This window comes from Nocardioides sp. GXQ0305 (assembly GCF_050880345.1).
In the GTDB taxonomy this organism is placed as follows: domain Bacteria; phylum Actinomycetota; class Actinomycetes; order Propionibacteriales; family Nocardioidaceae; genus Nocardioides.
Genome location: NZ_JBNYXG010000008.1, coordinates 79,462 through 106,448 on the forward strand (window position 1 = coordinate 79,462; position 26,987 = coordinate 106,448).

Sequence of the window (26,987 nt, forward strand, 5' to 3'; positions counted from 1 at the left end):
CGGGGTTGAACCACCGTTCAAGACCAGGACCGGGGCGGGCGACCGGGCCCGGGGACGGTGGGTTCGCTACCATGGGCGCATGCGCAGGTCCCTGCTCCTTACCTAGCCGCGTCGGTGAGACACCCCCGACGCGGCTGCCCCTCGTGCACGAGGGGCTTTTGTTTGTCCGAGCAGTCGTGTCCGGCCCCCGATCGAGCAGGGAAGACGAGAAAGACGATGAGCCAACAGAGCGAGCGGACGTCCTACGACGTGCACGCTGTCGAGACCAGGTGGAAGCGCGTCTGGGAGGACCTGCAGCCCTACGTCGCCGACGACGAGGCGGTGCTGAGCGGGCAGCGGGAGAAGCGGTACGCGCTGACGATGTTCCCCTACCCCAGCGGCGACCTGCACATGGGGCACGCCGAGGTGATGGCGCTGCACGACGTCATCGCGCGCTACTGGCGGCAGCGCGGCTACGAGGTGCTGAACCCGATGGGGTGGGACTCCTTCGGCCTGCCCGCCGAGAACGCCGCGATCCGCAACGACGAGCATCCCGCGACGTACACCTACGGCAACATCGACACCCAGTTCGAGTCGTTCAAGCACTACGGCATGAGCTTCGACTGGACCCGGCGCTTCAACACCAGCGACCCGTCGTACTACCGGTGGACGCAGTGGCTGTTCCTGAAGTTCCGCGAGCAGGGACTGGCCTACCGCAAGAACTCACCGGTCAACTGGTGCCCGCGGGACCAGACCGTGCTGGCCAACGAGCAGGTCGTCGACGGCCACTGCGAGCGCTGCGGCGCCGAGGTCACCAAGCGCGAGCTGACGCAGTGGTACTTCAAGATCACCGACTACGCCCAGGAGCTGCTGGACGACCTGGACGTGCTGGCCCCCACCTGGCCGGAGCGCGTGATCACCGCTCAACGCAACTGGATCGGCCGCTCCGAGGGTGCCCACGTCGACTTCGTCGTCGAGGGCCGCGACGAGCCGCTGACGGTGTACACGACGCGGCCGGACACGCTGTTCGGCGCGACGTTCATGGTGGTGGCGGCCGACGCGTCCCTGGCCGACCAGCTGGTGACTGACGGTCATCGGGCGGCGTTCGAGGACTACCGCGAGCAGGTCCGCAAGCGGACCGACATCGAGCGGCAGTCGACCGACCGGCCGAAGACCGGTGTCGACCTGGGGGTCCGGGCGGTGAACCCGCTGACGGGCGACCCGATCCCGGTCTACGCCGCCGACTACGTGCTGGCCGACTACGGCACCGGCGCGATCATGGCCGTGCCCGGCCAGGACCAGCGCGACTGGGACTTCGCGAAGGTGTTCGACCTGCCGATCGTGCGGACCGTGCAGCCGCCGGACGACTGGGAGGGCGAGGCGTACGTCGGCGAGGGCCCGGCCATCAACTCCGCCAACGACGACATCGACCTGTCCGGGATGGGCGTGGACGAGGCGAAGCGGACCACCATCGGCTACCTGGAGCAGCAGGGGCTGGGCCGCGGGACCGTGAACTTCCGGCTGCGCGACTGGCTGCTGAGCCGGCAGCGTTACTGGGGCGTGCCGATCCCCGTCATCCACTGCGCGGCCTGCGGTGAGGTGCCGGTGCCCGAGGACCAGCTGCCGGTGGAGCTGCCGGAGCTGCGCGGCGCCGACCTGAAGCCGAAGGGCGTCTCGCCGCTGGCCGCCGCGGAGGAGTGGGTCAACGTCGACTGCCCGCAGTGCGGGGGGCAGGCGAAGCGCGACTCCGACACGATGGACACCTTCGTCGACTCGTCCTGGTACATGTTCCGCTACGTGTCCCCGAACGACGACACGCAGGCCTTCGACCCGGTGCTGGCCAACGCCTGGATGCCGTGCGACATCTACGTCGGTGGTGTCGAGCACGCCGTGCTGCACCTGCTGTACGCCCGGTTCTTCACCAAGGTGCTGGCCGACATGGGGCTGATCGACTTCCGCGAGCCGTTCAAGGCGCAGCTGAACCAGGGCGTCGTCATCAACCAGGGCAAGAAGATGAGCAAGTCGCTGGGCAACGGCGTCAGTCTGGGGGACCAACTACGTGAGTTCGGAGTGGACGCGGTCCGGCTGACCCTGGTCTTCGCCGGCCCGCCCGAGGACGACATCGACTGGGCCGACGTCTCGCCGGCCGGGTCGCTGCGCTTCCTGCAGCGCGCCTGGCGGCTGGCCGGCGACGTGTCGTCGGCGCCCGGCGTCGACCCCACGACCGGTGACGCCGCGCTGCGTGCGGTCACGCACCGGACCGTGCGCGAGGCCGAGGGGCTGATCGAGGGCGGCTACCGGTTCAACGTGATGGTCGCGCGGGTGATGGAGCTGGTGAACGCCACCCGGAAGGTCATCGACACCGGCGCCGGTGGTGACGACCCGGCCGTCCGGGAGGCCGCCGAGGCGGTCGCGGTGCTGCTGAGCCTGGTGGCGCCGTACACGGCGGAGGAGATGTGGGAGCGGCTGGGTCACCAGCCCACGGTCGCGAACGCCGGCTGGCCGGCCGTCGACGAGGCACTGCTGGTCCAGGAGACCGTCACCTGCGTGGTGCAGGTCAGGGGGAAGGTCCGTGCCCGGCTGGAGGTCTCGCCCGAGGTGTCGGACTCCGACCTCGAGGCGGCCGCCCTGGCCGACCCCGGCGTGCAGCGCGCCATCGACGGCGCGACGGTACGCAAGGTGATCGTGCGCGCGCCCAAGCTGGTCAACATCGTGGTCTGAGGGGTCATGCGGAATCGCGCGACAGGGTCCGCGCGTACGCCCAGAACGCGGTCCGCACCTCGAGGCCCGCGCGCCGGTAGACCGACGGTGCGGAGTGGGCGTTCTCGCTGTCGACGTGCAGTGCGAGCTGCGCCAGCCCTTCCCGGGCGGCGATCTCGAACCCGTGCGCGAGCAGCGCCGCCGCGATCCCGCGGCGGCGGTACCTCTCGAGGGTGGCCAGCTCGCCGACGTACATCGCGTCCTGCGACTCGAGGCGTCGCGACAGCAGCATCACGGCGGCGGGGTCACCGTCGATCGTCGCCAGGTAGCGCAGGTCGGGGTCGAAGCCGGCCATCGCCTGCTCCAGGGACAGCCAGTCCTCCAGGGTCGAGGGCGTGAACCCGTAGTGACCGACGAACGCCTCGTTGAGGACCCCGTGCATCGTGGCCACGTCGTGGCTCGCCTCGATGGTCAGTCCGGGGACGTCCGGGGCCGTCCGGTGGTCGTCGGTGACGGGTCCGAGCATCTCCCAGAAGGTGCGCCGCCGGGTGAACCCTCCCTGGGCCAGGTGGCGCGGGTTCGCCACGCTGTCGGCCGGGCACCCGGAGTGCACCTGGATCTCGCCGTCGACGCCCTCGGGCGGGTGGGCGCGGACCCAGGCGAACATCTCCTGCCAGCCGGCCCGCGCCAGCTGGTCGGACGCGTCGTCCGCGAGCGACGGGTGGGTGGTGATCACCGTGTGCGTGATCGGGTCGCCGGGCGGGCGGATCGCCACCCACCACTGCACCACGGAGCCGTCGCCGTCCCGGACCAGACGCTCGTGGCTCGGAACGGTGGCGGGCACTTCCAGGAAGGAGCGCACGTCCTCCTCGGTGTCGGCGCAGAACCCGAACGCCGCCGTCTGCTCCGCGGAGACCAGCGCGAAGACCTCGGCCACCTCGTCGCCGGTGGCCGGCTCGAGCGTGAACCCGGCGGGCAGTCCCGCCGGTGTCAGGACGGACACGCTGCGAGTGTCTCCCCGAGGTCCGCCGACGGCAACCCGATTACGTCGCCCGACGCGGTGCCGAGGTGGCCGGCGGGCGTGGCGCCCCCGGTAGCCTGCCGCCATGCCTGGGACCGTCGTCGTCACCGACTCCACGGCCTCGCTCCCCGAGGACCTGGTGACGGCCCTCGGGATCACGGTGGTCCCGCTCCAGGTCGTGGTGGGGGCGACGCCGTACGAGGAGGGGGCCGAGGGGGCCACGCCCGACACCGTCGCCGAGGCGCTGCGCGAGTTCGTCCCGGTCAGCACCTCGCGTCCGGCCCCGGCCGCGATGCTGGAGGTGTACGAGCGGCTGGCCGCCGACGGCGCGACCGAGATCGTGTCGGTCCACCTGTCCTCGGAGATGAGCGGCACCTACGAGTCCGCCCAGCTGGCCGCCCAGCAGGCGCCGGTTCCGGTCGTCGCCGTCGACAGCCGACAGGTCGGGATCGCGACCGGGTTCGCCGTGGTGACCGCGGCCGAGGTCGTGGCTGAGGGCGGGGACGCCGGGGCCGCCGCCGAGGCGGCGAGACGGCGGGCGAGCGAGACGACGTCCCTGTTCTACGTCGACACCCTCGAGCACCTGCGGCGCGGTGGCCGGGTCGGCGCCGCGGCGGCGCTGCTCGGCGGCGCGCTGGCCGTGAAGCCCCTGCTGGCGATCGAGGACGGGCGGGTCGTCAACCGCGAGAAGGTGCGCACGGCTGCGCGGGCACTGGCGCGGCTGGAGGAGCTGGCGGTCGCGGCAGCCGGCGAGCGACCGGTCGACGTCGGGGTCGCCCACCTGGCGAGCGAGGAGCGCGGCGCCGCGCTGGCCTCCCGGCTGGCCGAGCGGCTCGCCGACAACCTCGAGGGCCGCGACGTGCACTGCGGCGAGGTCGGTGCCGTCCTCGGTGCGCACGTCGGGCCCGGCATGCTCGCGGTCTGCGTCGCGCCGCGCCTGACCGTCCCGTAGCGGCCGCCCACGCAGCCGGTTGTCCACAGGCGCCGCCCGGCCCCCTTCCGCGCGGACCCGCAGGTTCCTAGCCTCCGGCCATGCCGAGTCGTCCGTCCCGCGCCGACCACGAGGCCGCTGTCGCCCGGCGGCTGGAGCAGCTCACCGCCGAGCTGGCCGGCGTCCGCGGTGGCCCGGCGGGGGAGTCGCGGTCGACCCCTGCGGCCGAGCCCGTCTCCGCCGTCCCGCCCCCGCCGCCCGACCCGCCGCTGGTGCCCACGCCGGGTCGGCACGCCGCCCGCAGGAGGGGCTCCACCGCTGACGGTCTCGTGCCCGAGCCCCTCCGCGGCCGGGTGGCCCTCGGCCCGGCGCAGGTCGCCGTGGTCGCGGTGCTGGTGGCGGCCGGGCTCGCGGTCACGGCCTGGTGGGTGGTGCGCAGCGACCCGGCCCCCGTCGCCCCGGTGGCCCCGACGGCTCCGGCGTCCGGGTCGGTCCTCGCCACCCCCTCCGACGACGCGACGCCGACGGCGGGCGGTGACGGTGCGCCGGTCACCGTCGACGTCGCCGGGAAGGTACGCCGTCCCGGCATCGCCGTCCTCGACGCCGGTGCCCGGGTCGTCGACGCCCTCGAGGCGGCGGGTGGGGCCCGTCCCGGTGTCGACCTCAGCGGCCTCAACCTGGCGCGGCTGCTGGTCGACGGCGAGCAGATCCTGGTCGGGGTCGCCGCTCCGGCGGCGGCGCCGCCGGTGTCCGCCTCGCCGGGTGACCCCGCCGCGACGGGTGGACCACTGGTCAACATCAACACCGCAGGCCTCGCCGAGCTCGAGACGCTGCCCGAGGTCGGACCGGTGACCGCCCAGGCGATCATCACCTGGCGCGACGAGAACGGCGGCTACACCGCGGTCGACGAACTGCTCGAGGTGGACGGGATCGGGGAGGCGACGCTCGAGGCGATGGCGCCGTTCGTGACGGTGTGAGCCGGTGGAGCGCACCGACCTGCGGATGCCCGCGTTGGCGCTGGCGGCGTGGGCCGGGGGCCTCGCCGGCCACCTGCTCCCCGCGTGGGTGGCGGGGGTCGCGGTCGTCGTCGGGGTGGCGGTGTCCGGCCTGCGACGCAGCCTCGTGCTCGCGGCCGCCACGCTGGTGCTGGCCGCGGTCGCCGCGAGCGCGCTGCTGCGGCAGTCCCAGCTCGACCGTGCGCCCGTCGCCGTCCTCGCCGACGAGCGGGCGCAGGTGGCGGCCGAGGGCGTGGTCGTCGGCGACCCGCGCGCCACCCACGGCTTCCAGGAGGGGGTGGCGGTCCGGGTCTCGCTGCGGGAGGTCACCGGACGCGGCACCACCCACCGGTTGCGGGCGCCGGTGCTGGTCTTCGGCGACCCCGCCTGGTCCGACGTCCGGCTCGGGTCCCGGGTGCGGCTCGACGGCCGGCTGGCGCCCGCCGAGGGGTCTCACGAGGCGGCGGTGCTGGCCGCGACGTCGGCCCCGGTGCTGGTCGAGGGGCCGGACGCCTGGTGGCGTGGCGCGGAGGCGGTACGGGCGTCGCTGCGGGCCTCGGTCGCCCACCGGCCCGACGACCAGCGCGCGCTGGTGCCGGCCCTGGTGGTGGGCGACGACAGCTCGCTCGACCCGCGGCTGGCCGAGGACTTCCGGGCCACCGGGCTGACCCACCTGCTCGCCGTGTCCGGCACCAACCTGACGCTCGTCGTCGGCTTCCTGCTCGTGCTGGGCAGGTGGTGCGGGGTCCGCGGCCGCGGCCACTACGTCGTGGGCGCGGTGGGGATCGTCGGCTTCGTGCTGCTGGCGCGCACCGAGCCGAGCGTGGTCCGGGCCGCGGCGATGGGGGCGGTCGCGCTGGTCGGGATGGGGGTCGACGGCCGCCGCCGCGGACCGCGGGCGCTCGGGGTGGCGGTCGTCGTGCTGCTGCTGCTCGACCCCGGGCTGGCCACCACGGTGGGCTTCGCGCTCTCGGCCGTGGCCACGGCGGGCATCCTGATGGTGGCGCCCGGCCTGCGTGACGCGCTCGCCCGGTGGCTGCCCCGCTGGGTCGCCGAGGCCGTCGCCGTACCGTTGGCGGCGCAGCTGGCCTGCACGCCGCTGGTCGCCGCCATCTCCGGCCAGGTCAGCCTGGTGGCCGTCGCCGCCAACCTCGCGGCAGCGCCCGCCGTCGGCCCGGCGACCGTGCTCGGGCTCGCCGGCGGACTCGGCGGGCTGCTGGCGGAGCCGGTCGGCAGGGTGCCCGGGACGGGGGCGGCCTGGTCGGCGGCCTGGCTGGTCGAGGTCGCCGAGCGCGGAGCAGCGCTGCCCGTGCCGTCGGTCGGCTGGGGGACCGGGCCCGTGGCGCTCGGGCTGCTGACCATCCTGGTCGTCGGCCTCACCCTCGCGCTGCCGCCCCTGCTGCGACGCCCCGCGACCGGGCTCGGCTGCGGGTGCCTCGTGGCGGTGCTCGTGCTGGTCCGGCTGCCGGTCGCGGGATGGCCGCCCGACGGCTGGGTGCTGGTGGCGTGCGACGTGGGGCAGGGCGACGCCCTGGCGCTGCGCACCGGGCCCGGCAGCGCGGTGGTGGTCGACGCAGGTCCCGATCCCGCCCTGGTCGACCGCTGCCTCGACCGGCTGGGCGTCGAGCAGGTGCCGCTGCTCGTGCTGACCCATCAACACGCCGACCACGTCGACGGGCTGGCCGGGGTCGAGGAGGGTCGGGAGGTCGGGCAGGTGGAGACCGACGGCGACGCGCCGTACGCCGCCACCCGCGTCGTCGGCGAGGCGACTGTGCAGGTGCTGTGGCCGCCGCCCGGCCACGAGCCCGACAACCCCAACGACGAGAGCGTGGTGCTGCTGGTCGAGGTCGACGGTGTCACGATGCTGCTGACCGGCGACATCGAGCCGCCCAGCCAGCTCGCCGTCGCGCGGACGTGGCCGGGCCTGACGGTCGACGTGGTCAAGGTGCCCCACCACGGCAGCCGGTTCCAGGACAGCGGATGGCTGCTCGGCCTCGGAGCACGGCTGGCGATCGTGTCCTCGGGCGCCGACAACGACTACGGCCACCCGGCGCCGGAGACCCTCGCCGCCCTCGAGGGGGGCGGGCTCGAGGTGCACCGCACCGACCTCGAGGGTGACGTCGCGGTCGTGGTCGAGGACGGCGGGATCGCTGTCGCCACCACTCGGTAGGGTCCGGGTCATGCCAGGTCCACGCGCAGCCGACGTGCTCGGCCGGGTCACCCTGGTCACCGGCAAGGAGGAGTTCCTGGGGGAGCGGACCGTCGAGGCGGTCCGCGCCGCCGTGCGCGCCCACGACGCCGAGGCCGAGGTCTCCGACTCCCGGGCCAGCGACCTGACGCTCGCCTCGCTGGGTGAGCTCACCGCGCCGTCCCTGTTCTCGGCCACCCGGTGCGTGGTCGTCCGGGGTCTCGAGGAGCTCCCCGACGAGTCGGTCCCGGCGCTGCTCGACTACGGCGCCGCTCCGGTGCCCGACGTGGCCCTGGTGCTGGTCCACGGCGGGGGCCAGAAGGGGAGTGGGGTCCTCACCCGGTTGCGCAAGCTCGACGCGGTGACCGAGGCGAAGTCGACCGAGCTCCGGGCCAGCGACTACCCCGGGTTCGTGGCCGCCGAGGCGCGGGCGGCCGGGGGGAGGATCGACCAGCCGGCGACCGCGGCCCTCGTGCAGGCGGTCGGGCAGGACCTGCGGGGCCTCGCCGCGGCGGTGTCCCAGCTGGTCGCCGACTTCCCGGGCGAGACCATCGGCGAGGACGAGGTGCGCAAGTACTTCGGCGGCCGTGCCGAGGCCAAGTCGTTCGCGGTCGCCGACGCCGCCTTCTCCGGCCGGCGCGCCCAGGCGCTCGAGGAGCTGCGCTGGGCGCTCGACACCGGCACCGCCCCGGTGCTGGTGACCTCGGCCTTCGCCGGCACTGCCCGGGGCCTGGCCCGCTACCTGGGCGCGCCACGCGGGCTCCGTGAGGCCGACCTGGCGCGTGAGCTCGGCGTCCCACCGTGGAAGGTCCGCACCGTGCGCGACCAGTCACGCGCGTGGTCGGAGTCCGGGATCGCGCGGGCGATCCGCGCGGTCGCGCAGGCCGACGCCGACGTCAAGGGGGCGGCGGGCGACGCGTCCTACACCCTCGAGCGGCTGGTGCTGACCGTCGCCGGCCTGCGGGAGCGCTGAGCCGGACCGGACATGCAGAAGGACCCGCCGAGGCGGGTCCTTCACGGTGCGGCTGCGCTCAGAGGGAGGCGGCGCGCTTGGAGATGGCCGACTTGCGGTTGGCGGCCTGGTTCTTGTGGATCACGCCCTTGGACGCGGCCTTGTCGAGCATCTTGTTGGCGTCGCGGCCGAGCGTGATCGCCGCGTCCTTGTCACCTGCGTCGGCGGCCTCGCGGAACTTGCGCACGGCGGTCTTCAGGCGGGTCTTGACCGCCTTGTTGCGCTCGTGACGCTTCTCGTTCTGCTTGTTCCGCTTGATCTGGGACTTGATGTTCGCCACTGATGAAGCCTTCGGGTCGGTGGATCGGATCCTGTGAGTCTGGGGGCGCAGACACACCTGTCCGCGCGACGAGCAAGGCTAACAGCGCTGCCTCATCCGCCCCAAATCGCAGGTCAGGGGTGGTCGGTCACCACCCGCGCCGTTCGCACAGCCAGTCCCAGCAGACGTCGCCCTGCCACCGCTGGTGGTCGCGGAGGTGGGGAGAGGTCGACGGGACCGGGTCGTCGGCCGACTTCCAGAAGTAGCCGGTGACCAGCGCGAGGACGGCGTCGAGCGCGTCGGGAGTGACGTCGCGGAGCAGGGGGCGGGCCGCGATCACCGCCTCGACGTCGACTCCGTCGCCGCGCGGCCCGATCAGCATCAGCAGGGAGTCGAGCCAGTCGGCGCCCACGACGGGCAGGTTCCAGTCGCAGAACCATGCCTTGCCGTCCCCGTCGATCAGCGCGTTGTCGTCGCGTACGTCGGTGTGGACGACCGTGTCCCCGGCGGTCACCTCGGTGAAGCGCGTGGCGAGCACGGCGGCCTCGTCGAGGTGCGGAAGGGCTGGGCGGGTCGCGGCGATGTGCCGCCACAGCTCCGGGAAGGAGGCGAACGCCTCGGGGAACGCTTCCAGGGCGAGTGAGGCGGGTGCCGGGGTGAGCTGTGCGGCGACCTGCTCGAGGCTGTCGAGGCAGGCATCGAGGTCGGCGGGCCGCCAGGGACGGTGCGGCGGCCGTGCGTCGACGTGCTCGATCCCGAGCACCACCCAGTCGTGCTCGATCGTCCACAGCAACCGCGGCGCCGGGACGGAGGAGGGCAGGACGGCGAGCTTGCGCGCCTCCTCGCGGTAGAACTCGGCGATGGTGCGCTGCGCCCTCACGGACGCGGCCTTGACGAAGTGCCGGGAGCCGTCGTCGCAGACCAGCACCGACGCGAAGCCGGGAGTGAAGCCGGAGTCCCGGGAGACCGCCTCGGCCACGGCTGAACCGCAGTGTTGCTCGATCTCCGCCCGCAGGGCCGGCGGCAGGAAGGGCCACTGCAGTCGGTTCGCGGTCCGCCCGTGCGGCGTGCTCGACGGGAGGCGTGCGGCGGAGCTCATGCGCACCATCCTCCACGACCGGTCAGTACGCTTCCGCCGTGGTGGCACGGGAGCGGGAGCGCGGGTTCGAGCGGTTCATCACCTTCGTCGACGCGATCGTCGCGATCGCGATCACCTTGCTGGTCCTGCCCCTGGTGGAGCTGACGGCGGAGCTCGACGACTACGGGTCGGTGAGCGGGCTGCTCCGGGAGAACCAGGCCGAGATCTGGGCGTTCCTGCTGAGCTTCGCGGTCATCGCCCGGCTGTGGTTCGTCCAGCACGACGCTGTGGAACACGTGGTCGCCCACGACAAGCGGGTCGAGCGGCTGCTGCTGCTCTGGGCGCTGACCATCGTGTTCCTGCCGTTCCCGACCTCGCTGGTGGCCGAGGCCCCCGAGGAACCGGCGACCAAGCTGCTCTACATCGGGTCGATGGTGCTCTCGACGATGCTGCTCACGCACATCGATCTGCTGCTGGTCCGGCACCCCGAGCTCACGGACGGGAACGGCGACGCGGATCCGGTCGACGGCGCCGCCAACGTGGCCATGCTGGTGCTCGCGCTGCTGATCACCCTGCTGGTGCCGGCCACGCACTACTTCCCCCTGCTGCTCCTGCTGGCGGCCGACCCGGTGGCCCGGGCCTGGCACCGGCTCCGCGGTGGCGGTTCCCGGTCCGCACGTGAGGGCGACTGAGGATCGGTCACGGCGGGCGAGCAGGCTGCCGCGTCCGGGTCGCGGCCCCGACGCCGACGACAGCCACGGCCAGGCCGACGAGCTCGCGAGTACCCAGCGTCTCGCCCAGGATCAGCCAGGCGAGCACGGCGGTCACGGGTGGTGACAGGAAGAACAGGCTGGCCGCCGCGCCCGAGCCCGCGCGGCGTACGAGCAGGGCCAGCAGGGCCAGGCCGAGCAGCGAGTTGACGACGACCTGGTATCCCAGGGCGACCGCGGTGACCGTCGGGTCTTCGACGGGGAACGCGCCCTCGGTCAGGTAGCCGAGGAGCAGCACCGGCGGCGCCGACACCGCGAACTGGACCACGGTCGACCAGAGCAGGTCGGGCTCCTCGCCGATCCAGCGCTGGCCCAGGGTGCCGATGCTCAGCATCAGCATCGCCGCCGCGCCCAGCGCCACCCCCGCCACGCCGCCGGCCTCCTCCACCTCGGGACCGAGCACCACCAGGACGCCCGCGACGCCGAGCAGGAACCCGCCCACCTGGAGCAGGCTGATCCGCTCGTGCAGCAGCAGCGCGGCGAGCAGCGCCGTCAGCACCGGGCTGAGTGCGTGGAACAGCGATCCCAGCACCGCGGGGAGGCCACGGTCGAAGGCGAGGAACATCATCGAGAACTGGACGGCGTTCATGGCCAGGCCGATCACGGCCACGCGCACGAGCACCGGCCTCGAGATCCGCGGTGAGCGCCGCAGCGCCAGTGCGACCAGGGCCCCGAGGGCGGCCGCGAGCACGAACCGCCACCCCAGCACCGTCAGCGGCGCTGCCGCGCGCACGGCTGCGGGCCCGGCGATGTAGCCCGAGGACCACACGAGGACGAACGCCGCGGCCGGGAGCAGCGGCATCGCCCGGGTGCCGACGGCGACCTCGGACGTCGTGGGGGCGGCGGGGGGCACCTCCGGGACGCTACCTGCGGTCGCGCGAGTTCCGGTCGGCGAGGCGCCCCGTGGAACAATGAGCGTTTCCCGATCCCACCTCACGGAAGTACGACGTGCCCTCGATCCCTGCGCCCCCGAAGCCCGGCCACACCGACCCGTCGGTGATCCGGAACTTCTGCATCATCGCCCACATCGACCACGGCAAGTCGACTCTCGCGGACCGGATGCTGCAGCTCACCGGCGTCGTCGACGAACGCTCGGCGCGGGCGCAGTACCTCGACCGGATGGACATCGAGCGCGAGCGCGGCATCACCATCAAGAGCCAGGCCGTCCGGATGCCGTGGACGGTCGCCGAGGGCAACGCCGGGACCGCCGAGCCCGGCACCTACGTGCTCAACATGATCGACACGCCCGGCCACGTCGACTTCACCTACGAGGTGTCCCGGTCGCTGGCGGCGTGCGAGGCGGCGGTGCTGCTGGTCGACGCCGCACAGGGGATCGAGGCGCAGACCCTGGCCAACCTCTACCTGGCGATGGGCGCCGACCTCCACATCATCCCGGTGCTCAACAAGATCGACCTGCCGAGCGCCGACCCCGAGAAGTACGCCGCGGAGCTCGCCGGCCTGGTCGGCTGCTCCCCTGCGGAGGTGCTCCGCGTGAGCGCCAAGACCGGCGAGGGGGTCGAGGCGCTGCTCGACGAGATCGTCGCGCAGACCCCGCCGCCCGTCGGCCACGCCGACCGGCCGCCCCGCGCGCTGATCTTCGACTCCGTCTACGACACCTACCGCGGCGTGGTCACCTACGTCCGCGTCATCGACGGCCAGCTCAACCACCGCGACCGGATCAAGATGATGTCGACCGGCGCGACCCACGAGATGCTCGAGGTCGGCGTGATCAGCCCCGAGCAGGTCAAGGCGGGCGTGCTCGGGGTGGGTGAGGTCGGCTACCTGATCACCGGCGTGAAGGACGTCCGGCAGTCCCGGGTCGGCGACACGGTCACCACCCAGCACCACGGCGCCGACCAGCCGCTCGGCGGCTACGAGCACCCCAACCCGATGGTCTACGCCGGGCTGTACCCGATCGACGGCGACCAGTTCGGCGACCTGCGCGAGGCGCTCGAGAAGCTGCAGCTCAACGACGCCGCACTGGTCTACGAGCCCGAGACCTCCGGCGCGCTGGGCTTCGGCTTCCGGATCGGCTTCCTGGGCCTGCTCCACATGGAGATCACCCGCGACCGGCTCGAGCGGGAGTTCGGCCTCGACCTGATCTCGACGGCGCCGAACGTGGTCTACGAGGTCCTCATGGAGGACGGCACCGAGCACGAGGTCACCAACCCCAGCGAGTTCCCCGAGGGCAAGATGGCCGAGGTGCGCGAGCCGGTGGTCAAGGCGACGATCCTCAGCCCCGCCGACTTCATCGGCACGATCATGGAGCTCTGCCAGGCCAAGCGGGGCAGCCTGCAGGGCATGGACTACCTGTCCGAGGACCGGGTCGAGATGCGCTACACGCTGCCGATGGGCGAGATCGTGTTCGACTTCTTCGACCAGCTCAAGTCGCGCACCAAGGGCTACGCCTCGCTCGACTACGAGCGCTCGGGCGAGCAGGCGGCCGACCTGGTGAAGGTCGACATCCTGCTCCAGGGCGAGCCGGTCGACGCGTTCTCCGCGATCGTCCACCGCGACGCGGCGTACTCCTACGGCGTGATGATGGCCGGCAAGCTCAAGGACCTGATCCCGCGCCAGCAGTTCGAGGTCCCGATCCAGGCCGCCATCGGCGCCCGCGTGATCGCCCGCGAGAACATCCGGGCCATCCGCAAGGACGTCCTCGCCAAGTGCTACGGCGGCGACATCACCCGGAAGCGGAAGCTGCTGGAGAAGCAGAAGGAGGGCAAGAAGCGGATGAAGATGGTCGGCCGCGTCGAGGTCCCCCAGGAGGCGTTCGTCGCCGCGCTCTCCACCACCCAGCCCGTGGAGAAGTCCGGCAAGAAGTAGGCTCAGCGGCCGCGCATCGGGCCGCCGGACCGTCCGTAGGACTCCGCCACCACCTCGGCGACGACCGAGAGCGCGATCTCGCCCGGCCCCTTGCCTCCGAGGTCGTGGCCGGCCGGCACGTGCAGACGCGACGTGTCCACGCCCTCCCCGGCGAGCTCCTCCAGCAGTCCGGCCGCGCGACGTCGGCTCGCCATCATGGCAACGTACGCCGCGTCGCCCGCGAGCGCGGATCGCAGCACCGCGGCAGCGTCGGGGGCGTCGTGGTCGCAGAGCACGACCGCGTCACCCTCGCGGGCCACGATGCCGGGACCTCCGTCGTCCTGGGCGACCACGACCACCTCGCGTCCGACCGTGGTCGCGAGGTCCTGGATCGCCCGCGCGATGGGGTTGTCGGTCAGCACCAGGATCCGCCCTTGCGGCACGGACTCGTCCGACCAGGGCTGCTCGCGATCGGTCATGGCAAGAGCCTGCCACGCTGGTCGTGCATCATCGACGCCATGGCCACCTGGCGCGACCTCGAGCAGATCGCCTCCCGCCTGCCCGGCGCCCGCCCGGGCGTCGCCCACGAGGGGTCGCCGACGTACGACGTGGGGAGACAGTCGAGGAGCTCGCCGAGATCCTGACCGGCTCCCACCGCGCCCGCCGCCGGATCAGGGGCTGACGCTCCCGACCCCACGCCCTAGAGTGGCGAGGCGCCAGCCTCGTCGTCACTCGGGAGACACATGACCACCACGCAGGCCAGCTTCGACCGCGTGCTCCGGCGCGGCGACGTCCTCGCCATCGCATTCGGCGCGATGATCGGCTTCGGCTGGATCGTGCTGACCGGACAGTTCCTCTCCGACGCCGGCACGCTCGGCGCCGCCCTCGCGTTCGCGATCGGGGGCGTCGTGGTCGGGTTCATCGCCCTCACGTACGCCGAGCTGGTGTCGGCGATGCCCAGCGCCGGCGGGGAGCACCACTACGTGCTGCGGGCCATGGGGTCGCGCTCGGCGTTCGTCACGTCCTGGGCGCTGGTCCTCGGCTACGTCTCGGTCGTCGCGTTCGAGGCCGTCGCCCTCCCGCAGACGATGCTCTACCTGTTCCCCGACATGCTGAGCGTCCGGCTCTGGACCGTGGCCGGCTACGACGTCTACCTCTCGTGGGTGGCGGTCGGCGTGCTCGGGTCGATCGTGATGACCTACCTCAACTACCGCGGCGTCCGGCCGGCCGCCGCGTTCCAGGCGATCGCGGTCCTCTTCCTCGCGGCCGTCGGGATCGTGCTGCTGACCGGCTCGTTCGTCGGGGGCGAGGCCTCGGACATGGCCCCGCTGTTCACGGGTGGAGCCGCAGGCATCATCGCGGTGCTGGTCGCCACGCCGTTCCTCTTCGTCGGCTTCGACGTGATCCCGCAGTCGGCCGAGGAGATCGATGTCCCGTTCCGCCAGATCGGCCAGCTGCTGCTGGTGTCGGTGGGCCTGGCCGTCCTCTGGTACGTCCTGATCATGGTCACCGTCGGGTCGGCACTCCCCGCCTCGGTGCTGGTCGAGTCCGACCTCGCGGCGGCCGACGGCATGACCGCCCTCTGGGACAGCGAGACGATGGGGACGATCCTGGTGCTCGGCGGCATCGCCGGGATCCTCACCTCGTGGAACGGCTTCCTGATCGGGGCCAGCCGACTGGTCTACGCGATGGCCGCCTCCGGCATGCTTCCGCCCTGGTTCGCGAAGATCCACCCCCGTCACCGGACGCCCGCGAACGCCGTGCTGTTCATCGGGGGGCTGGCCACCCTCGCGCCGCTCTTCGGGGAGCAGATGCTGGTCTGGCTGGTGGACGCCGGCGGAGTCAGCCTGATCGTCGCCTACATCATGGTCGCGGTGAGCTTCGTGGTGCTCCGGCGTCGTGAACCCCAGATGGACCGGCCGTTCCGCACCCCTGGCGGCACCGCCACCGGAGTCGTCGCAGTGGTGCTGGCCGCCGGGCTCGGCGCGATGTTCCTCCCGGGCATGCCGGCGGCACTGATCTGGCCGTACGAGTGGCTGATCCTGCTGGGCTGGGCAGTCGCGGGCGCCGTCCTCATCGGCCGGATCCCACGCGTCGGCCGCGGCGCCGACGCCCACGACGAGCTCGTACGACGGGTCGGCGCCGAGGGCTGAGGTCGGCCCCGGAATCCCCTGTGGACAGGGCGTTCCACGCCCCGACGGATGTCAGTGGTCGCTGGTTGGGTGGACCCATGAACAGCCCCGCTGCGAGCAGCCTCCCGGACACCGCGTCCGGGTTGCTCGCGCGGTCGCGGTCCCAGCGGGCGGTGGCAGACAGGGCCGAGGCCGACCTGCTCCGGACCGCGTTCGAGTGGGCGGCGCTGCACGAGGCCGAGCACCTCGACGATGCCGAGTGCTACGGCCGCCCGGGTCGCTTCGGGGGAGAGCGAGGGTTGCCGCTCGCCGGCCCGGGAGCGCCGCTGGTCGCGGAGTTCGCGACAGCCGAGCTCGCCGCCGCACTGAGGCTGGGTCCGGAGGCAGGGAAGCGGTACGTCGGCCACGCGCTGGAGCTGGCCCACCGACTGCCGAGGCTGTGGGCCTCCGTGCAGGCCGGTGGTCTGGCGGCGTGGCGGGCGAGGCGGGTCGCGGAACAGACCATCAGCCACGCCCTGACCCCCGAGGCCGCTGCCTTCGTGGACGCTCAGGTCGCAGCGGTGGCGGGCCGGATCGGTCCCGCTCAGCTGGACCGGCTGGTCGACGAAGCGAGGGGCCGGTTCATGCCGGAGGCGGCGGAGGCCGAGCGTCGTCGCGCCTCGGATTCACGGCGGTTCGACATCGACCACGACCAGGTCTCCTTCGCCGGCACCTCGTACGTGTCCGGGGAGCTGGACCTGGCCGACGCCCTGGACCTGGACGATGCGATCCGTGGGGTCGCGGGCCAGCTGGCCGATCTCGGTTGCGCGGAGTCGCTGGACGTGCGGCGGTCGCTGGCGGCCGGGGAGCTCGCCCGCCGCCAGCTCGCCCTCGACCTGGCGGCCTCGGAGGTTGAGGTGCGAGCGCAGCGAGCCTCGAAACCCCCGGTGCGGAAGACCGTGCTGTACCTGCACGTCTCCGAGGTCGCCCTGACCGGTGGGGAGGGTGTCGGCCGGTGTGAGAACACGAGGTCTCCGGTGACCGCGGAGACCATCCGGGAGTGGTGCGGCCACCCCGAGACCGACCTGGTGGTGAAGCCGGTGATCGACCTGGCCGACCACGTCCACACCGATGCCTACGAGGTCCCCGACCGGATCAAGGAACGGATCGCGCTCAGGGACCACACCTGTGCGTTCCCGTGGTGCACGCGCCCGGCCCGGAGACTGGAGCCCGACCGGCACGGCTGCGACGCCGACCACGTGACGCCGTACGACCCCGGCGGCCCGCCGGGGCAGACCTGCAGCTGTCGGCTCGCGCCGCTGTGCCGAACCCACCACCGGCTCAAGACCCACGCCGGCTGGACCTACACCGCGATCGAGCCCGGGACCTACCTGTGGCGCTCGCCCCACGGCTACCGGTTCGTCCGCGACCACACCGGCACCCGCGACGTCTCCGTCGACCGCCGGCCATCATCCCGAGATTGACCCCGCCCCACACCCCGCCCATCCCGGGCGGGGCCATCGGCACGCCCGCTCATGCCGATGAGCGTGCCGCGGTGATCCTCCGCGCTGTGTGACCTCGACCGGCGATCGGGCGTGCCGAGCCGCGCGGTCGGGTACAGGATGCTTTTCGGCAGTCTCGACGTGGAGCCCGACCCCGGTCGACGCGGTCGTCGCGCCCAGCCACGAGCCTGCGAACGTCGCCGGGCGAATTAGCCGGAGATCCGTACCACCTCGGGGCTGCCGGGAATGTTCGTGGAGTCACCCTCGCCGCCGTTGAGCAGGTAGATGGCCAGCATGATGCCGCCGCCCACGACGAAGAAGCCGAGCAGCACGAGGGCCACCTTCTGTACCGTTGCCATGCCCCCGTCGTACCCATGGCACGTTCGGCCAAGCATTACGAGACGCGTTGGCGCGCGAACTCCTGTTCACGAGGTGGGCCGGGCGGACCATCGGTTGACCGACTGTCGATCGTCCGCCCAGACGAGTTGCTAACCGGATGCGGCCAGCCGGGGGCGTTGACAACCGTCCGCTCATGCAGCCGCTGTCAGTTCACGGCAGAACCACCTTCGCGGACCACCCATGTGTGGCACCCTTCGGCCGTGAACTACTGGATCACGCCCACGATGATGTTGCGGTGGTCTGGCCTCGGCCTCTTGGGTTGTCTGCTCGCTATCGGGGCCTACAGCATGCGCGCACGAGACGCATGCTGCCTCTCCGTGTCTGCGGAGGAGGGCTACGCGACGGCTCTCCACCTCGGCATGTGGATTGCCGGTGTCTCGTTCGCCGTCGTGGGAATCGGCATGCTCACGGCGAAGGCCCCGGTGACCCTGCAGCCCCAGAATGAGAGCATCGGCCACCGATCCTGACGTTCGCAGGCTCATGCCGCCATGCGTGCGGTTGTGCCGATGAGCGCTACCACTGGATCCGACGCCGCAGGCGGGTAGTGGCCCACCCCGGCCCGAGGTCCAGACCCATGGGTCAGTCCGGCCGACGGTCAGACCTGACGGCGTCCCATGGGCCTGGCACGACCCGGGTTGTTCGACACCAGAACGTCTCCGGATGGCAGCTCGGTGGGTGGGTCTCCTCACCAGCCCGAACCCTTGGGACCACGCTGCGCCGGCAGTAGACCGGACCACGTGTTGCTGAAGCCATCGGTTGCACATTCCGAAGAACGCCAACAACGCACGGAGGAATGAGCACATGAACAACCTCAAGCGCACGACCACTGCCCTCGCTCTGGCTGGCGGCCTCTCACTGGCCGCGGTCGCACCGGCGATCGCCGACGACGGTGACCAGCAGCGCACCGACGTCGTCCACGACGTGCAGGGCAACAGCGGCCCCACTCAGCTGCTGCTCGACGGGCTCCTCAGTGACATCGAGGCACAGAAGCTGGTGCTGGCTGACGACGCCACCAGCACCGGGGACAACGCCCTGGGCAACCAGGTCGAGAACCTCGCCGGCAACGAGACCGCGAACGGTTCCGGCAACGGCAACGGCTCGGGCAACGACCTCGGCGGTGTTGGCAGCAACAACGACACCGAGGCTGGGAACGGCGACGTGAACGTCGACCCCGATGTCGACGTGGACCCGCAGGTCGACCCCAAGGTGGAGAACCACGGCGGGAACGACGGCGACATCGTCGACGACGACTCCCAGGAGTCGAACCACGACTCCAGCAATCAGGAGCCCGGCGAGGACGACCACGAGGAGGACGGCCTGCTGGGCGGGCTTCTCTGAGTCGACGCATCACGGCAGAGGGCGTGGAGCGCCGCTCCGCGCCCTCTGTCATGCCCGTGGCCACCTCGGCTCTGCCCTTTCCGGCCCTGGTGCGCGATGCTGGGGCGAGCGGACCGGGAGGGGACCATGACCACGGACACCAGGGAGGATCGTCGACGTCTGTTCGACCACCTGCAGAGCGCGTCCACGCAGGGTCAGTTCTTCGCACGTGTGGCGGAGGACGTCGACTGGACGGTGCAGGGGACGCATCCGCTCGCCGGGCGGTACCGCAGCAAGCGGGAGTTCACCGAGCACACGTTCGCTCGACTGGCGGGCGTGCTCCGGGAGGGCGCCGAGCTGGTCGTCGAGCACCTGTACGTCGACGGCGACACGACGATCGCAGAGCTGCGCGCCACCTCGACCACCAACGAGGGTGCGGCGTTCGCCAACCTCTACTGCTGGGTGTGCCGATTCGACGGCGACCTCATCGTCGAGGTGCGTGCGTACCTGGACTCGATGATGGTCGCCTACACGGTGCTCCGGAACGAGCTCGCGGCGCCGGGCTGATCGGGGACGCGGACGCTGTCCACGCCGACGCGGCCGCTCACGACGAGCGGCCGTCGGGCAGGCCCGGAGGCGCGGGGTACCCGTGCCCCTCCGCCCAGCGGAGGTACAGGTCGCGGATCACGCCGACGTAGAGGTCCACGAGGGCGCCCTCGGCGTCGGCGCGGAAGACGTCTGCCGACGGCAGCTGCAGGGAAGCCCCCGAGGGGGTCTTGCGAAGTCGGCGCTGGTCCAGGTCCTCGCGGACGGCGAGGTACAGGAACGGGGACGTGGGAACGCGAGTGGTCCGCACCCACGCCCGCCACGCCTCGTGCACGACCAGCAGGTCCCAGGCGTCCTCGAGAGCGAGCATCTGCCGGGAGCTCACACGATGGTCGAGCCAGGCCACGTTGACGGAGTGCGACATCCGGTACCGGTGCCAGACCTGGGGCGGGGACGTTCCGTCGCACATGGGCCGAGGAGGGCAGGTGCTCGACTACTCGGACGGACCGACGGGCGAGGGCGTCGCCGCGCTGTTCTCCCGGTGGAGCCGGTGCAGGTCGAGCATGGCGGACTCGACCCAGGCCGCGCCCGCGTAGTCGTCGTCGGTGAGTGCGGCGGTCAGCTCCTCCTGCAGCAGGGACAGCCGACCCTGGACGATCTCGTCGAACTCTGACATCGCGTCCGCCTCTCGTCGGCCGGGGCCGATGCACCCGGTACCCATGGAGACGCGCCAGGCCGCCGGATGGTTGCCACGCAGCGTGCCGGACCCGCGTGAGGTCCCCGGGTCCGACCGTCAGCCGCGCGGCTCCAGCACCACGACCGGGGTGACGGTGGATCGCCGGCCGGCGTACCCGTCCAGGTCACCGTTGACGGCGACCCAGCGCTGCCAGAGCCGGTCCCGCTCCTCGCCCAACGCTTCACGGGCGCGCACCGGCCGCGGTGCACCGCCGGAGATCCGGACCGTCGCCTCGGGGTTCGCCCGCAGGTTGAGCCACCAGGCCGGATGCCCCTCGTCCCAGCCGTTCATGGCGATCGCGACCAGGTCGTCGCCCTCGTCGAGGTACCCGATGATCACGCTGCGCTCCTCGCCGGAACGGCGGCCGACGGTGGTGAGGTGGAGCGCGCCCCAGCCCCGCTTGTCGGCCGGCGTCCAGAGGAAGCGGCCACCGCTGAGCCGGTAGAGCGCTCGGTGCACCCGCCAGGCGGTGTGCACGAACCAGGCAGGCGGGACCCTGGGGGGTCGAGGCGCGTCAGTGGTCATGCCGGATCCTCCCGGGTCGTGCAGCACGACGATAATGCGTCGCGTGACCACCGGGATCCCGTCGGGGCTGGAGAGCCAGCGTGACCTGGGTCCCGAGTGGTCGGACTGGCTCGACCGGCTCCCCGGACTGCGGGACGAGCTGGTCGGGGAGTGGGGCCTCACCGTCGACGGCGCGCCCCGGCACGGGTTCTGCTCCCTGGTGCTGCCCGTGCGCGACCCGGCGGGGGTGCCCACGGTGCTGAAGGTCGGTCTCCCCGACGACGAGTCCGAGCACGAGGCGCTGGCGCTCCGGCACTGGCACGGCGACGGGACGGTCCGGCTGCTCCGGGCCGACCCCCGGCGACGGGCGATGCTCCTGGAGCGACTGCACGAGCACGACCTCTCGGACCTCTGGGACGTCGAGGCGTGCGAGGTGGTGGCGGGGTTCTACGCCCGCCTCCACCGGCCCGCGCTGCCGCAGCTGCGCCCGCTGACGACGTACGTCGGCCGCTGGCTCGACGGGCTCGACGAGGTACGGCGCGAGATGCCGGTGCCTCCACGGATGGTCGAGCAGGCGCTCCATCTCGGTCGGGCGCTCGTGGCCGACCCGGGCAGCACCGGCGTGCTGATCCACGGCGACCTCCACTTCGAGAACGTGCTGGCCGCGGACCGGGAGCCGTGGCTGGTCATCGACCCCAAGCCGATGAGTGGCGACCCGCACTTCGAGCCCGGCCGATGCTCCAGAACCGCTGGGAGGAGATGGCCGACGGACCCGTGAGCCTGCGCGACGCGATCCGCCGCCGTTTCCACGTCCTGGTCGACGCGGCCGGGCTCGACGAGTCCCGGGCCCGCGACTGGGCCGTGGTGCGGATGGTCCTCGACGCCTCCTGGAGCGTGCTCGACGCGAGGCGCGCTGGTCGAGGCCTCACGCCGGAGGAGCGTGACTGGGTGACGCGCTGCGTGGCGATCGCGAAGGCGGTGCAGGACTGAGCCTCCGTGATGGGATGGGCTCGTGAAGTTCACCATCCGCTCCGTGAACGTCGGCCGGCCCCGCCCCTGGCAGTGGGCCGAGATCGGGCGCAGCTCCATCCAGAAGCACACCGTCCCGGGCCCGGTCGAGGTGCACCGACTCGGCATCGCCGGCGACCAGGTGTCCGACACCAGGCACCACGGCGGGGTCGACCAGGCGGTCTACGCCTTCGCCCGCGAGGACCTCGACTGGTGGCAGGGCGAGCTCGACACGAAGCTCCACGACGGCCATTTCGGGGAGAACCTCACCACGAGCGGCTACGACGTCAACGAGGCCGAGATGGGGGAGCGGTGGCGGGTCGGCAGCGCACTCGTCGAGGTCGCGTCGGTCCGGACGCCGTGCAACGACTTCAAGGGCTGGCTCGGCGAGTGCGGCCTCGACAACGCCGGCTGGGTCAAGCGATTTGCGGCGCAGTCCCGTCCCGGCCCCTACCTCCGTGTCCTGGAGGAGGGTGAGGTCAGCGCCGGCGACGCCGCCGAGGTCGTGCACCGGCCCGGTCACGGGATCACCGTGACGTTCGTCTTCCGCGCCCTGATGGGCGAGCGCGAGCTGCTGCCCCGGCTCCTGGGCGTCGAGGGGCTGGCCGAGGAGGCGCGTCGCACGGCCGAGAGGTACGTCGAGTCCGGCCGGTAACGGTTCGGGCGTCCGTTCGGTGGTGGTGCTACCGCCGCGTAACCGGGTGATCTAGGTTACGCACCACACGATCTCGCCCGAAGCCAGGAGTGCCCGTGCCCATCACCCACGACACCAGCTTTCTCGACACCATGCCGGCCAACGTGGCCGTGCAGTTCCTCGACCGTGTCGAACGCTCGGCCGACCTCGAGGCGTTCCGCTACCCGGTGGGCGAGACCTGGGAGTCGGTGACCTGGCGGCAGGCGGGCGACCAGGTCCAGGGGCTCGCGGCGGGCCTGCTGGCGCTGGGGATCGAGCCGGAGCAACGGGTGGGCATCGCCTCGGGCACCCGCTACGAGTGGATCCTGGCCGACCTGGCCATCATGTGTGCGGGAGCAGCCACGACCACCGTCTACCCGACCACCAACAGCCGCGACACCGGCTACATCCTGGGTGACTCCGAGTGCCGGGTGGTCTTCGCCGAGGACGACGACCAGCTCGCCAAGCTGGTCGAGCACAAGAGCGAGCTGCCCCACCTCGCCAAGGTCGTCACCTTCGACGGCAAGGCGGACGGTGACTGGATCATCACGCTCGACGACCTGGCCGAGCTCGGCAAGGCCCACCTCGCCGACCACCCGGGCGCGGTCGAGGAGGTGGCCCGCGGCATCTCCCCCGACCAGCTCGCCACCCTGATCTACACCTCCGGCACGACCGGCCGCCCCAAGGGTGTCCGCCTCAAGCACCGCTCCTGGGTCTACGAGGGTGAGGCGATCAAGGCGCAGGACATCCTCCACGAGGACGACCTGCAGTTCCTGTGGCTCCCGATGGCGCACTCGTTCGGCAAGGTGCTGCTGTCCACGCAGATGGCCTGCGGCTTCGCGACCGCCATCGACGGCCGGGTGGAGAAGATCGTCGACAACCTGGGCGTGGTCAAGCCGACGTTCATGGGCGCCGCACCCCGCATCTTCGAGAAGGCACACGGCCGGATCGTCACCATGACCGCCTCGGAGGGCGGCGCCAAGGAGAAGATCTTCACCCAGGCGTTCAAGGTCGGCCTCGAGGTGGACCGCCTCGAGCGCGAGGGCAAGCCGGTGCCGCTCCCGCTCAAGGTGCAGCACGCGCTCTTCGACCGGCTGGTGTTCAGCAAGGTCCGCGAGCGCTTCGGCGGCCGGGTGCGGTTCTTCATCTCGGGCGCCGCGGCGCTCAACCGCGACATCGCCGAGTGGTTCCACGCCGCCGGGATCCTGATCCTCGAGGGCTACGGCCTCACCGAGAGCTCGGCCGGGTCCTTCGTCAACCACCCGCTGGACTACCGGTTCGGCACGGTCGGGCCCGCGGTGCCCGGCACCGAGGTCCGGCTCGGTGAGGGTGACGAGATCCAGATCAAGGGGCCGGGCGTGATGGACGGCTACCACAACCTCCCCGAGGAGAGCGCTGCGACGCTCACCGACGACGGCTGGCTCCGCACGGGCGACAAGGGGTCGGTCGACCCCGACGGCTACCTGACCATCACCGGGCGGATCAAGGAGCTCTTCAAGACCTCCGGCGGCAAGTACGTCGCCCCGCCGGCCATCGAGTCGAAGTTCAAGGCGATCTGCCCCTACGCCAGCCAGTTCATGGTGTTCGGCAACGAGCGGAACTTCTGCGTCGCCCTGGTCACGCTCGACCCGGACGCGATCGCCGGCTGGGCGGAGGAGAACGGCGTCAGCGGCGACTACGCCGACATCGTCGCCTCCGACACGTGCCGCACCATGGTGCAGGGCTACGTCGACGAGCTCAACAGCAACCTCAACCGCTGGGAGACCATCAAGAAGTGGGAGCTCCTCGACCACGACCTGAGCGTCGAGTCGGGCGAGCTGACGCCCTCGATGAAGGTGAAGCGCAACGTCGTCGAGGACAACTACAGGGAGCGGCTGGACGCCTTCTACGCCTGAGGCTCTTCCCGCAGCTGACCGGGGCGCCTGGCGGGGGGTGTGGCAGCATGGTCCGGTGCCGTCCGCCCCGCCCCCGGGGGACCCGGCGCCCCCCGACGGCCGGCTGCCGGAGGAAGCGCTGGCCGACCTCGGGAAGCAGCCCTTCGGGCTCTACGTGCACGTCCCGTTCTGCCGGGTCCGGTGCGGCTACTGCGACTTCAACACCTACACTGCCGACGAGCTCGGGTCCGGCGTCTCGCGCGCGACGTACGCCGAGTCGGCGATCACCGAGATCCGGATGGCCCGGCGGGTCCTGGGGCCCGTGGACCTGCCGGTCTCGACGATCTTCCTCGGCGGAGGGACGCCCACCCTGCTCCCGCCCGCCGACCTGGCGGCGGTGCTGGCGGCGGCGGCAGCGGAGTTCGGGCTGGCCCCCGACGTCGAGGTGACGACCGAGGCCAACCCCGACTCGGTGACCCGCTGGGACCTCGACGAGCTCCGCGAGTCCGGCTACACCCGCATCTCCTTCGGGATGCAGTCGGCCGTGCCCCGCGTGCTCGCCACGCTCGACCGGACCCACGACCCGCTCCGCGTCCCGGCCGCGGTCGGCTGGGCACGGTCGGCCGGCTTCGAGCAGGTCAGCCTCGACCTGATCTACGGCACCCCCGGGGAGTCGGTGCGCGACTGGGAGACCTCCCTGGACGCCGCGCTCGACTGCGCGCCGGACCACGTGTCGGCGTACGCGCTGATCGTCGAGGACGGCACCGCGCTGGCCCGAGCCGTGCGCCGCGGCGAGCTGGCGGCGCCGGACGACGACGACCTCGCCGACAAGTACCTCCTCGCCGACGAGCGGCTCGCGACGGCCGGCCTGGACTGGTACGAGGTCTCCAACTGGGCGCGTGACGAAGCAGCGCGGTGCCGGCACAACCTCCTGTACTGGACAGGCGCGGACTGGTGGGGCGTCGGTCCCGGCGCGCACTCGCACGTCGGTGGCGTCCGGTGGTGGAACGTCAAGCACCCCGCGGCGTACGCCGAGCGGCTCGGTGCGGGAGCCAGCCCTGCCCATGCGCGGGAGACGCTGACGGGGGAGGAGCGCCGGGTCGAGCGGGTGCTGCTGGAGACCCGTCTGGCCGCCGGTCTGGACCCCGCCGTCCTGGACGACGCCGGTCGGCAGGCGGTGCCGGGGCTGGTCGCGCGGGGCCTGCTCGCGGAGGCCCCCGGCCGGCTGGTGCTCACCCGCGAGGGGCGGCTGCTGGCCGACGCCGTGGTCCGCGACCTGCTGCCCTGAGGCGAGGCCTAGGAGATGAACCGGATGGTCAGCGGGTAGCGGTAGTCCTCGCCGTTGCCGGCCTTGACCGTCGCCATGATGATCAGCACCAGGACCGCGATCGCCAGCACGATCACCAGGGGCACGAGGACCACGAGCCCGATCCCGAACGTGGCCACCGCCAGCACGAACGCCACGATCGCGCCCACGATCGAGTAGATCAGCAGCGAGATCTGGAAGTTCAGCGACTCGACCGCGTGGCGCCGGACGAACGGCGACGCGTCGCCCTTCACCAGCATCACCAGGAGCGGGGCGAGGAACCCGAGGGCGATGTAGGCCGCGACCAGGGTGCCGATGTGCGCCACCAGCGCCCAGGTCTTCTCCTCCTGGGTGAGGGCCTCGGGGGGCTGGCCCCAGGTCGCACCGCCCGGCTCGCTCATGGCTCCAGCGTAACGAAGTCGATGAGCTCCTCGACCCGTCCGAGCAGGGCCGGGTCGAGGTCCTGGAAGCCGCGGACGCCGCCGAGGACGTGCTGCCAGGCGCGGGCGATGTCGGCCTGGTCCCGGTGCGGCCAGCCGAGCCGCTGACAGGTCCCGGTCTTCCAGTCCTCGCGCCGGGGCACCTCGGGCCAGGCGCCGATGCCGAGCCGTGCCGGCTTCACCGCCTGCCAGACGTCGATGAACGGGTGCCCGACTACCAGCACGTGCGGTCCGACGGGGGAGCGGCGTACGGCGTCGGCGATCCGGCTCTCCTTCGAGCCCGGCACCAGGTGGTCGACCAGAACGCCGACCCGGCGGCCGGGGCCCGGCCCGAAGTCGCGCAACTGCTCGGCGAGGTCGTCGACGCCGCCGAGGTACTCGACCACGACCCCCTCGACCCGCAGGTCGTCGCCCCAGACCTTCTCGACCAGCTCGGCGTCGTGGCGGCCCTCGACGTAGATCCGGCTCTGCCGCGCCACCCGGGCCTTCGCGCCGTGCACGGCGACGGACCCGGACGCGGTGCGCGTCGGCCTCGCGGGCGCAGCCGTCGTCGGGGGCGCGACCAGGATCACGGGACGCCCCTCGAGCCGGAACCCCGGACCGAGTGGGAAGGTCCGGCGCCGCTGCCGGCGGTCCTCCAGGGTCACCGTGTGGAGGTCGCGGTCGACGGCCACGATCTCGCCGCAGAAGTCGGTCTCGACCTCCTCCACCACCTCGCCCCGGGTCGCCGGGGCCTCTGTCGCGCGCCCCTTCCTCGGCGCCCGCCAGTCGGTGGCGAGCACATCGGAGCCGTAGCGGTCGGGTGCGGCCGGAGGAGTCACCCGGACACGCTA

General features: G+C 72.3%; 29 protein-coding genes. 18 read left to right on the forward strand and 11 right to left on the reverse strand.

Annotated features, from left to right (window positions below):
- Positions 1 to 216 precede the first annotated feature (216 nt).
- Positions 217 to 2,700, forward strand: a complete 2,484-nt coding sequence (gene leuS / locus ACQ1X7_RS18185) for a leucine--tRNA ligase (RefSeq protein WP_432479649.1) — start codon at positions 217 to 219, stop codon at positions 2,698 to 2,700.
- A gap of 4 nt (positions 2,701 to 2,704) precedes the next feature.
- Here the strand turns inward: leuS and ACQ1X7_RS18190 are convergent, their stop codons facing one another.
- Entirely contained in the window at positions 2,705 to 3,682 is a 978-nt protein-coding gene (locus tag ACQ1X7_RS18190; protein WP_432479650.1) for a GNAT family N-acetyltransferase, read from the reverse strand.
- A gap of 103 nt (positions 3,683 to 3,785) precedes the next feature.
- On the opposite strand from ACQ1X7_RS18190, the gene ACQ1X7_RS18195 reads away from it, so the two are divergent.
- The 4 genes from ACQ1X7_RS18195 (at position 3,786) to holA (ending at position 8,787) form a co-directional block, all read left to right on the forward strand.
- On the forward strand, positions 3,786 to 4,652 hold the full coding sequence (locus ACQ1X7_RS18195; RefSeq protein ID WP_432479651.1) for a DegV family protein: 867 nt from the start codon (positions 3,786 to 3,788) through the stop codon (positions 4,650 to 4,652).
- Positions 4,653 to 4,732: 80 nt separating this feature from the next.
- Positions 4,733 to 5,608, forward strand: a complete 876-nt coding sequence (locus tag ACQ1X7_RS18200) for a helix-hairpin-helix domain-containing protein (protein WP_432479652.1) — start codon at positions 4,733 to 4,735, stop codon at positions 5,606 to 5,608.
- Positions 5,609 to 5,612: 4 nt separating this feature from the next.
- Positions 5,613 to 7,796: a ComEC/Rec2 family competence protein gene (locus tag ACQ1X7_RS18205; RefSeq protein ID WP_432479653.1), complete on the forward strand. Its 2,184-nt coding sequence runs from the start codon at positions 5,613 to 5,615 to the stop codon at positions 7,794 to 7,796.
- A 10-nt stretch (positions 7,797 to 7,806) separates the two neighbouring features.
- Positions 7,807 to 8,787, forward strand: coding sequence for a DNA polymerase III subunit delta (gene holA / locus ACQ1X7_RS18210; protein ID WP_432479654.1), 981 nt, complete (start codon positions 7,807 to 7,809; stop codon positions 8,785 to 8,787).
- 58 nt (positions 8,788 to 8,845) lie between these two features.
- On the opposite strand, the gene rpsT is transcribed toward holA, so the two are convergent.
- Positions 8,846 to 9,106 (reverse strand): 30S ribosomal protein S20, encoded by a 261-nt coding sequence (rpsT, locus tag ACQ1X7_RS18215; RefSeq protein WP_432479655.1) that lies wholly within the window; start codon positions 9,104 to 9,106, stop codon positions 8,846 to 8,848.
- 127 nt (positions 9,107 to 9,233) lie between these two features.
- Positions 9,234 to 10,184, reverse strand: coding sequence for a hypothetical protein (locus tag ACQ1X7_RS18220; protein WP_432479656.1), 951 nt, complete (start codon positions 10,182 to 10,184; stop codon positions 9,234 to 9,236).
- A gap of 38 nt (positions 10,185 to 10,222) precedes the next feature.
- Here ACQ1X7_RS18220 and ACQ1X7_RS18225 point away from each other — a divergent pair, with 38 nt between their 5' ends.
- A complete protein-coding gene (locus ACQ1X7_RS18225; protein ID WP_432479657.1) occupies positions 10,223 to 10,855 on the forward strand; it encodes a TMEM175 family protein in 633 nt (210 codons plus the stop codon).
- Positions 10,856 to 10,862: 7 nt separating this feature from the next.
- Here the strand turns inward: ACQ1X7_RS18225 and ACQ1X7_RS18230 are convergent, their stop codons facing one another.
- Positions 10,863 to 11,786 carry a DMT family transporter gene (locus ACQ1X7_RS18230; protein WP_432479658.1) on the reverse strand — a complete coding sequence of 308 codons (924 nt, stop codon included), beginning with the start codon at positions 11,784 to 11,786 and terminating at the stop codon, positions 10,863 to 10,865.
- A gap of 104 nt (positions 11,787 to 11,890) precedes the next feature.
- Here ACQ1X7_RS18230 and lepA point away from each other — a divergent pair, with 104 nt between their 5' ends.
- Entirely contained in the window at positions 11,891 to 13,759 is a 1,869-nt protein-coding gene (gene lepA / locus ACQ1X7_RS18235) for a translation elongation factor 4 (RefSeq protein ID WP_432479747.1), read from the forward strand.
- Positions 13,760 to 13,761: 2 nt separating this feature from the next.
- On the opposite strand, the gene ACQ1X7_RS18240 is transcribed toward lepA, so the two are convergent.
- Positions 13,762 to 14,217 (reverse strand): XdhC family protein, encoded by a 456-nt coding sequence (locus ACQ1X7_RS18240; protein WP_432479659.1) that lies wholly within the window; start codon positions 14,215 to 14,217, stop codon positions 13,762 to 13,764.
- Between the two features lie 39 nt (positions 14,218 to 14,256).
- On the opposite strand from ACQ1X7_RS18240, the gene ACQ1X7_RS18245 reads away from it, so the two are divergent.
- The 3 genes from ACQ1X7_RS18245 (at position 14,257) to ACQ1X7_RS18255 (ending at position 17,333) form a co-directional block, all read left to right on the forward strand.
- A complete protein-coding gene (locus tag ACQ1X7_RS18245; protein ID WP_432479660.1) occupies positions 14,257 to 14,382 on the forward strand; it encodes a hypothetical protein in 126 nt (41 codons plus the stop codon).
- Between the two features lie 99 nt (positions 14,383 to 14,481).
- Positions 14,482 to 15,891 (forward strand): APC family permease, encoded by a 1,410-nt coding sequence (locus tag ACQ1X7_RS18250; RefSeq protein ID WP_432479661.1) that lies wholly within the window; start codon positions 14,482 to 14,484, stop codon positions 15,889 to 15,891.
- A gap of 77 nt (positions 15,892 to 15,968) precedes the next feature.
- Positions 15,969 to 17,333, forward strand: a complete 1,365-nt coding sequence (locus tag ACQ1X7_RS18255) for a DUF222 domain-containing protein (RefSeq protein WP_432479662.1) — start codon at positions 15,969 to 15,971, stop codon at positions 17,331 to 17,333.
- Between the two features lie 227 nt (positions 17,334 to 17,560).
- On the opposite strand, the gene ACQ1X7_RS18260 is transcribed toward ACQ1X7_RS18255, so the two are convergent.
- Positions 17,561 to 17,710 (reverse strand): hypothetical protein, encoded by a 150-nt coding sequence (locus tag ACQ1X7_RS18260; protein ID WP_432479663.1) that lies wholly within the window; start codon positions 17,708 to 17,710, stop codon positions 17,561 to 17,563.
- A gap of 240 nt (positions 17,711 to 17,950) precedes the next feature.
- Between ACQ1X7_RS18260 and ACQ1X7_RS18265 the strand changes: the two genes are divergently transcribed.
- From ACQ1X7_RS18265 to ACQ1X7_RS18275, 3 genes are all read left to right on the forward strand, one after another.
- Positions 17,951 to 18,217, forward strand: coding sequence for a hypothetical protein (locus ACQ1X7_RS18265; RefSeq protein WP_432479664.1), 267 nt, complete (start codon positions 17,951 to 17,953; stop codon positions 18,215 to 18,217).
- A gap of 334 nt (positions 18,218 to 18,551) precedes the next feature.
- Positions 18,552 to 19,088, forward strand: a complete 537-nt coding sequence (locus ACQ1X7_RS18270; RefSeq protein ID WP_432479665.1) for a hypothetical protein — start codon at positions 18,552 to 18,554, stop codon at positions 19,086 to 19,088.
- 126 nt (positions 19,089 to 19,214) lie between these two features.
- Positions 19,215 to 19,634, forward strand: a complete 420-nt coding sequence (locus ACQ1X7_RS18275) for a nuclear transport factor 2 family protein (protein ID WP_432479666.1) — start codon at positions 19,215 to 19,217, stop codon at positions 19,632 to 19,634.
- Positions 19,635 to 19,671: 37 nt separating this feature from the next.
- Here ACQ1X7_RS18275 and ACQ1X7_RS18280 read toward each other — a convergent pair whose 3' ends face one another.
- The 3 genes from ACQ1X7_RS18280 to ACQ1X7_RS18290 all read right to left on the reverse strand — a co-directional run bounded on the left by ACQ1X7_RS18280 (position 19,672) and on the right by ACQ1X7_RS18290 (position 20,874).
- A complete protein-coding gene (locus tag ACQ1X7_RS18280) occupies positions 19,672 to 20,037 on the reverse strand; it encodes a hypothetical protein (protein WP_432479667.1) in 366 nt (121 codons plus the stop codon).
- A 69-nt stretch (positions 20,038 to 20,106) separates the two neighbouring features.
- Entirely contained in the window at positions 20,107 to 20,289 is a 183-nt protein-coding gene (locus ACQ1X7_RS18285; protein WP_432479668.1) for a hypothetical protein, read from the reverse strand.
- A 117-nt stretch (positions 20,290 to 20,406) separates the two neighbouring features.
- Positions 20,407 to 20,874: a nitroreductase/quinone reductase family protein gene (locus tag ACQ1X7_RS18290; RefSeq protein ID WP_432479669.1), complete on the reverse strand. Its 468-nt coding sequence runs from the start codon at positions 20,872 to 20,874 to the stop codon at positions 20,407 to 20,409.
- A gap of 43 nt (positions 20,875 to 20,917) precedes the next feature.
- Here ACQ1X7_RS18290 and ACQ1X7_RS18295 point away from each other — a divergent pair, with 43 nt between their 5' ends.
- The 5 genes from ACQ1X7_RS18295 to hemW all read left to right on the forward strand — a co-directional run bounded on the left by ACQ1X7_RS18295 (position 20,918) and on the right by hemW (position 25,696).
- Positions 20,918 to 21,631, forward strand: a complete 714-nt coding sequence (locus ACQ1X7_RS18295) for an aminoglycoside phosphotransferase family protein (RefSeq protein ID WP_432479670.1) — start codon at positions 20,918 to 20,920, stop codon at positions 21,629 to 21,631.
- On the forward strand, positions 21,613 to 21,843 hold the full coding sequence (locus tag ACQ1X7_RS18300; protein ID WP_432479671.1) for a hypothetical protein: 231 nt from the start codon (positions 21,613 to 21,615) through the stop codon (positions 21,841 to 21,843). The genes ACQ1X7_RS18295 and ACQ1X7_RS18300 overlap by 19 nt, the downstream gene beginning before the upstream one ends.
- Before the next feature lie 22 nt (positions 21,844 to 21,865).
- A complete protein-coding gene (locus ACQ1X7_RS18305; protein WP_432479672.1) occupies positions 21,866 to 22,516 on the forward strand; it encodes an MOSC domain-containing protein in 651 nt (216 codons plus the stop codon).
- A 95-nt stretch (positions 22,517 to 22,611) separates the two neighbouring features.
- A complete protein-coding gene (locus ACQ1X7_RS18310) occupies positions 22,612 to 24,429 on the forward strand; it encodes an AMP-dependent synthetase/ligase (protein WP_432479673.1) in 1,818 nt (605 codons plus the stop codon).
- Between the two features lie 55 nt (positions 24,430 to 24,484).
- Positions 24,485 to 25,696 (forward strand): radical SAM family heme chaperone HemW, encoded by a 1,212-nt coding sequence (gene hemW, locus ACQ1X7_RS18315; protein WP_432479674.1) that lies wholly within the window; start codon positions 24,485 to 24,487, stop codon positions 25,694 to 25,696.
- Positions 25,697 to 25,704: 8 nt separating this feature from the next.
- On the opposite strand, the gene ACQ1X7_RS18320 is transcribed toward hemW, so the two are convergent.
- Both ACQ1X7_RS18320 and ACQ1X7_RS18325 read right to left on the reverse strand, forming a co-directional pair.
- A complete protein-coding gene (locus ACQ1X7_RS18320) occupies positions 25,705 to 26,115 on the reverse strand; it encodes a DUF4870 domain-containing protein (protein WP_432479675.1) in 411 nt (136 codons plus the stop codon).
- Positions 26,112 to 26,975, reverse strand: coding sequence for a DUF3097 domain-containing protein (locus tag ACQ1X7_RS18325; protein ID WP_432479676.1), 864 nt, complete (start codon positions 26,973 to 26,975; stop codon positions 26,112 to 26,114). Before ACQ1X7_RS18325 ends, ACQ1X7_RS18320 begins: the two co-directional genes overlap by 4 nt.
- Positions 26,976 to 26,987 lie beyond the last annotated feature (12 nt).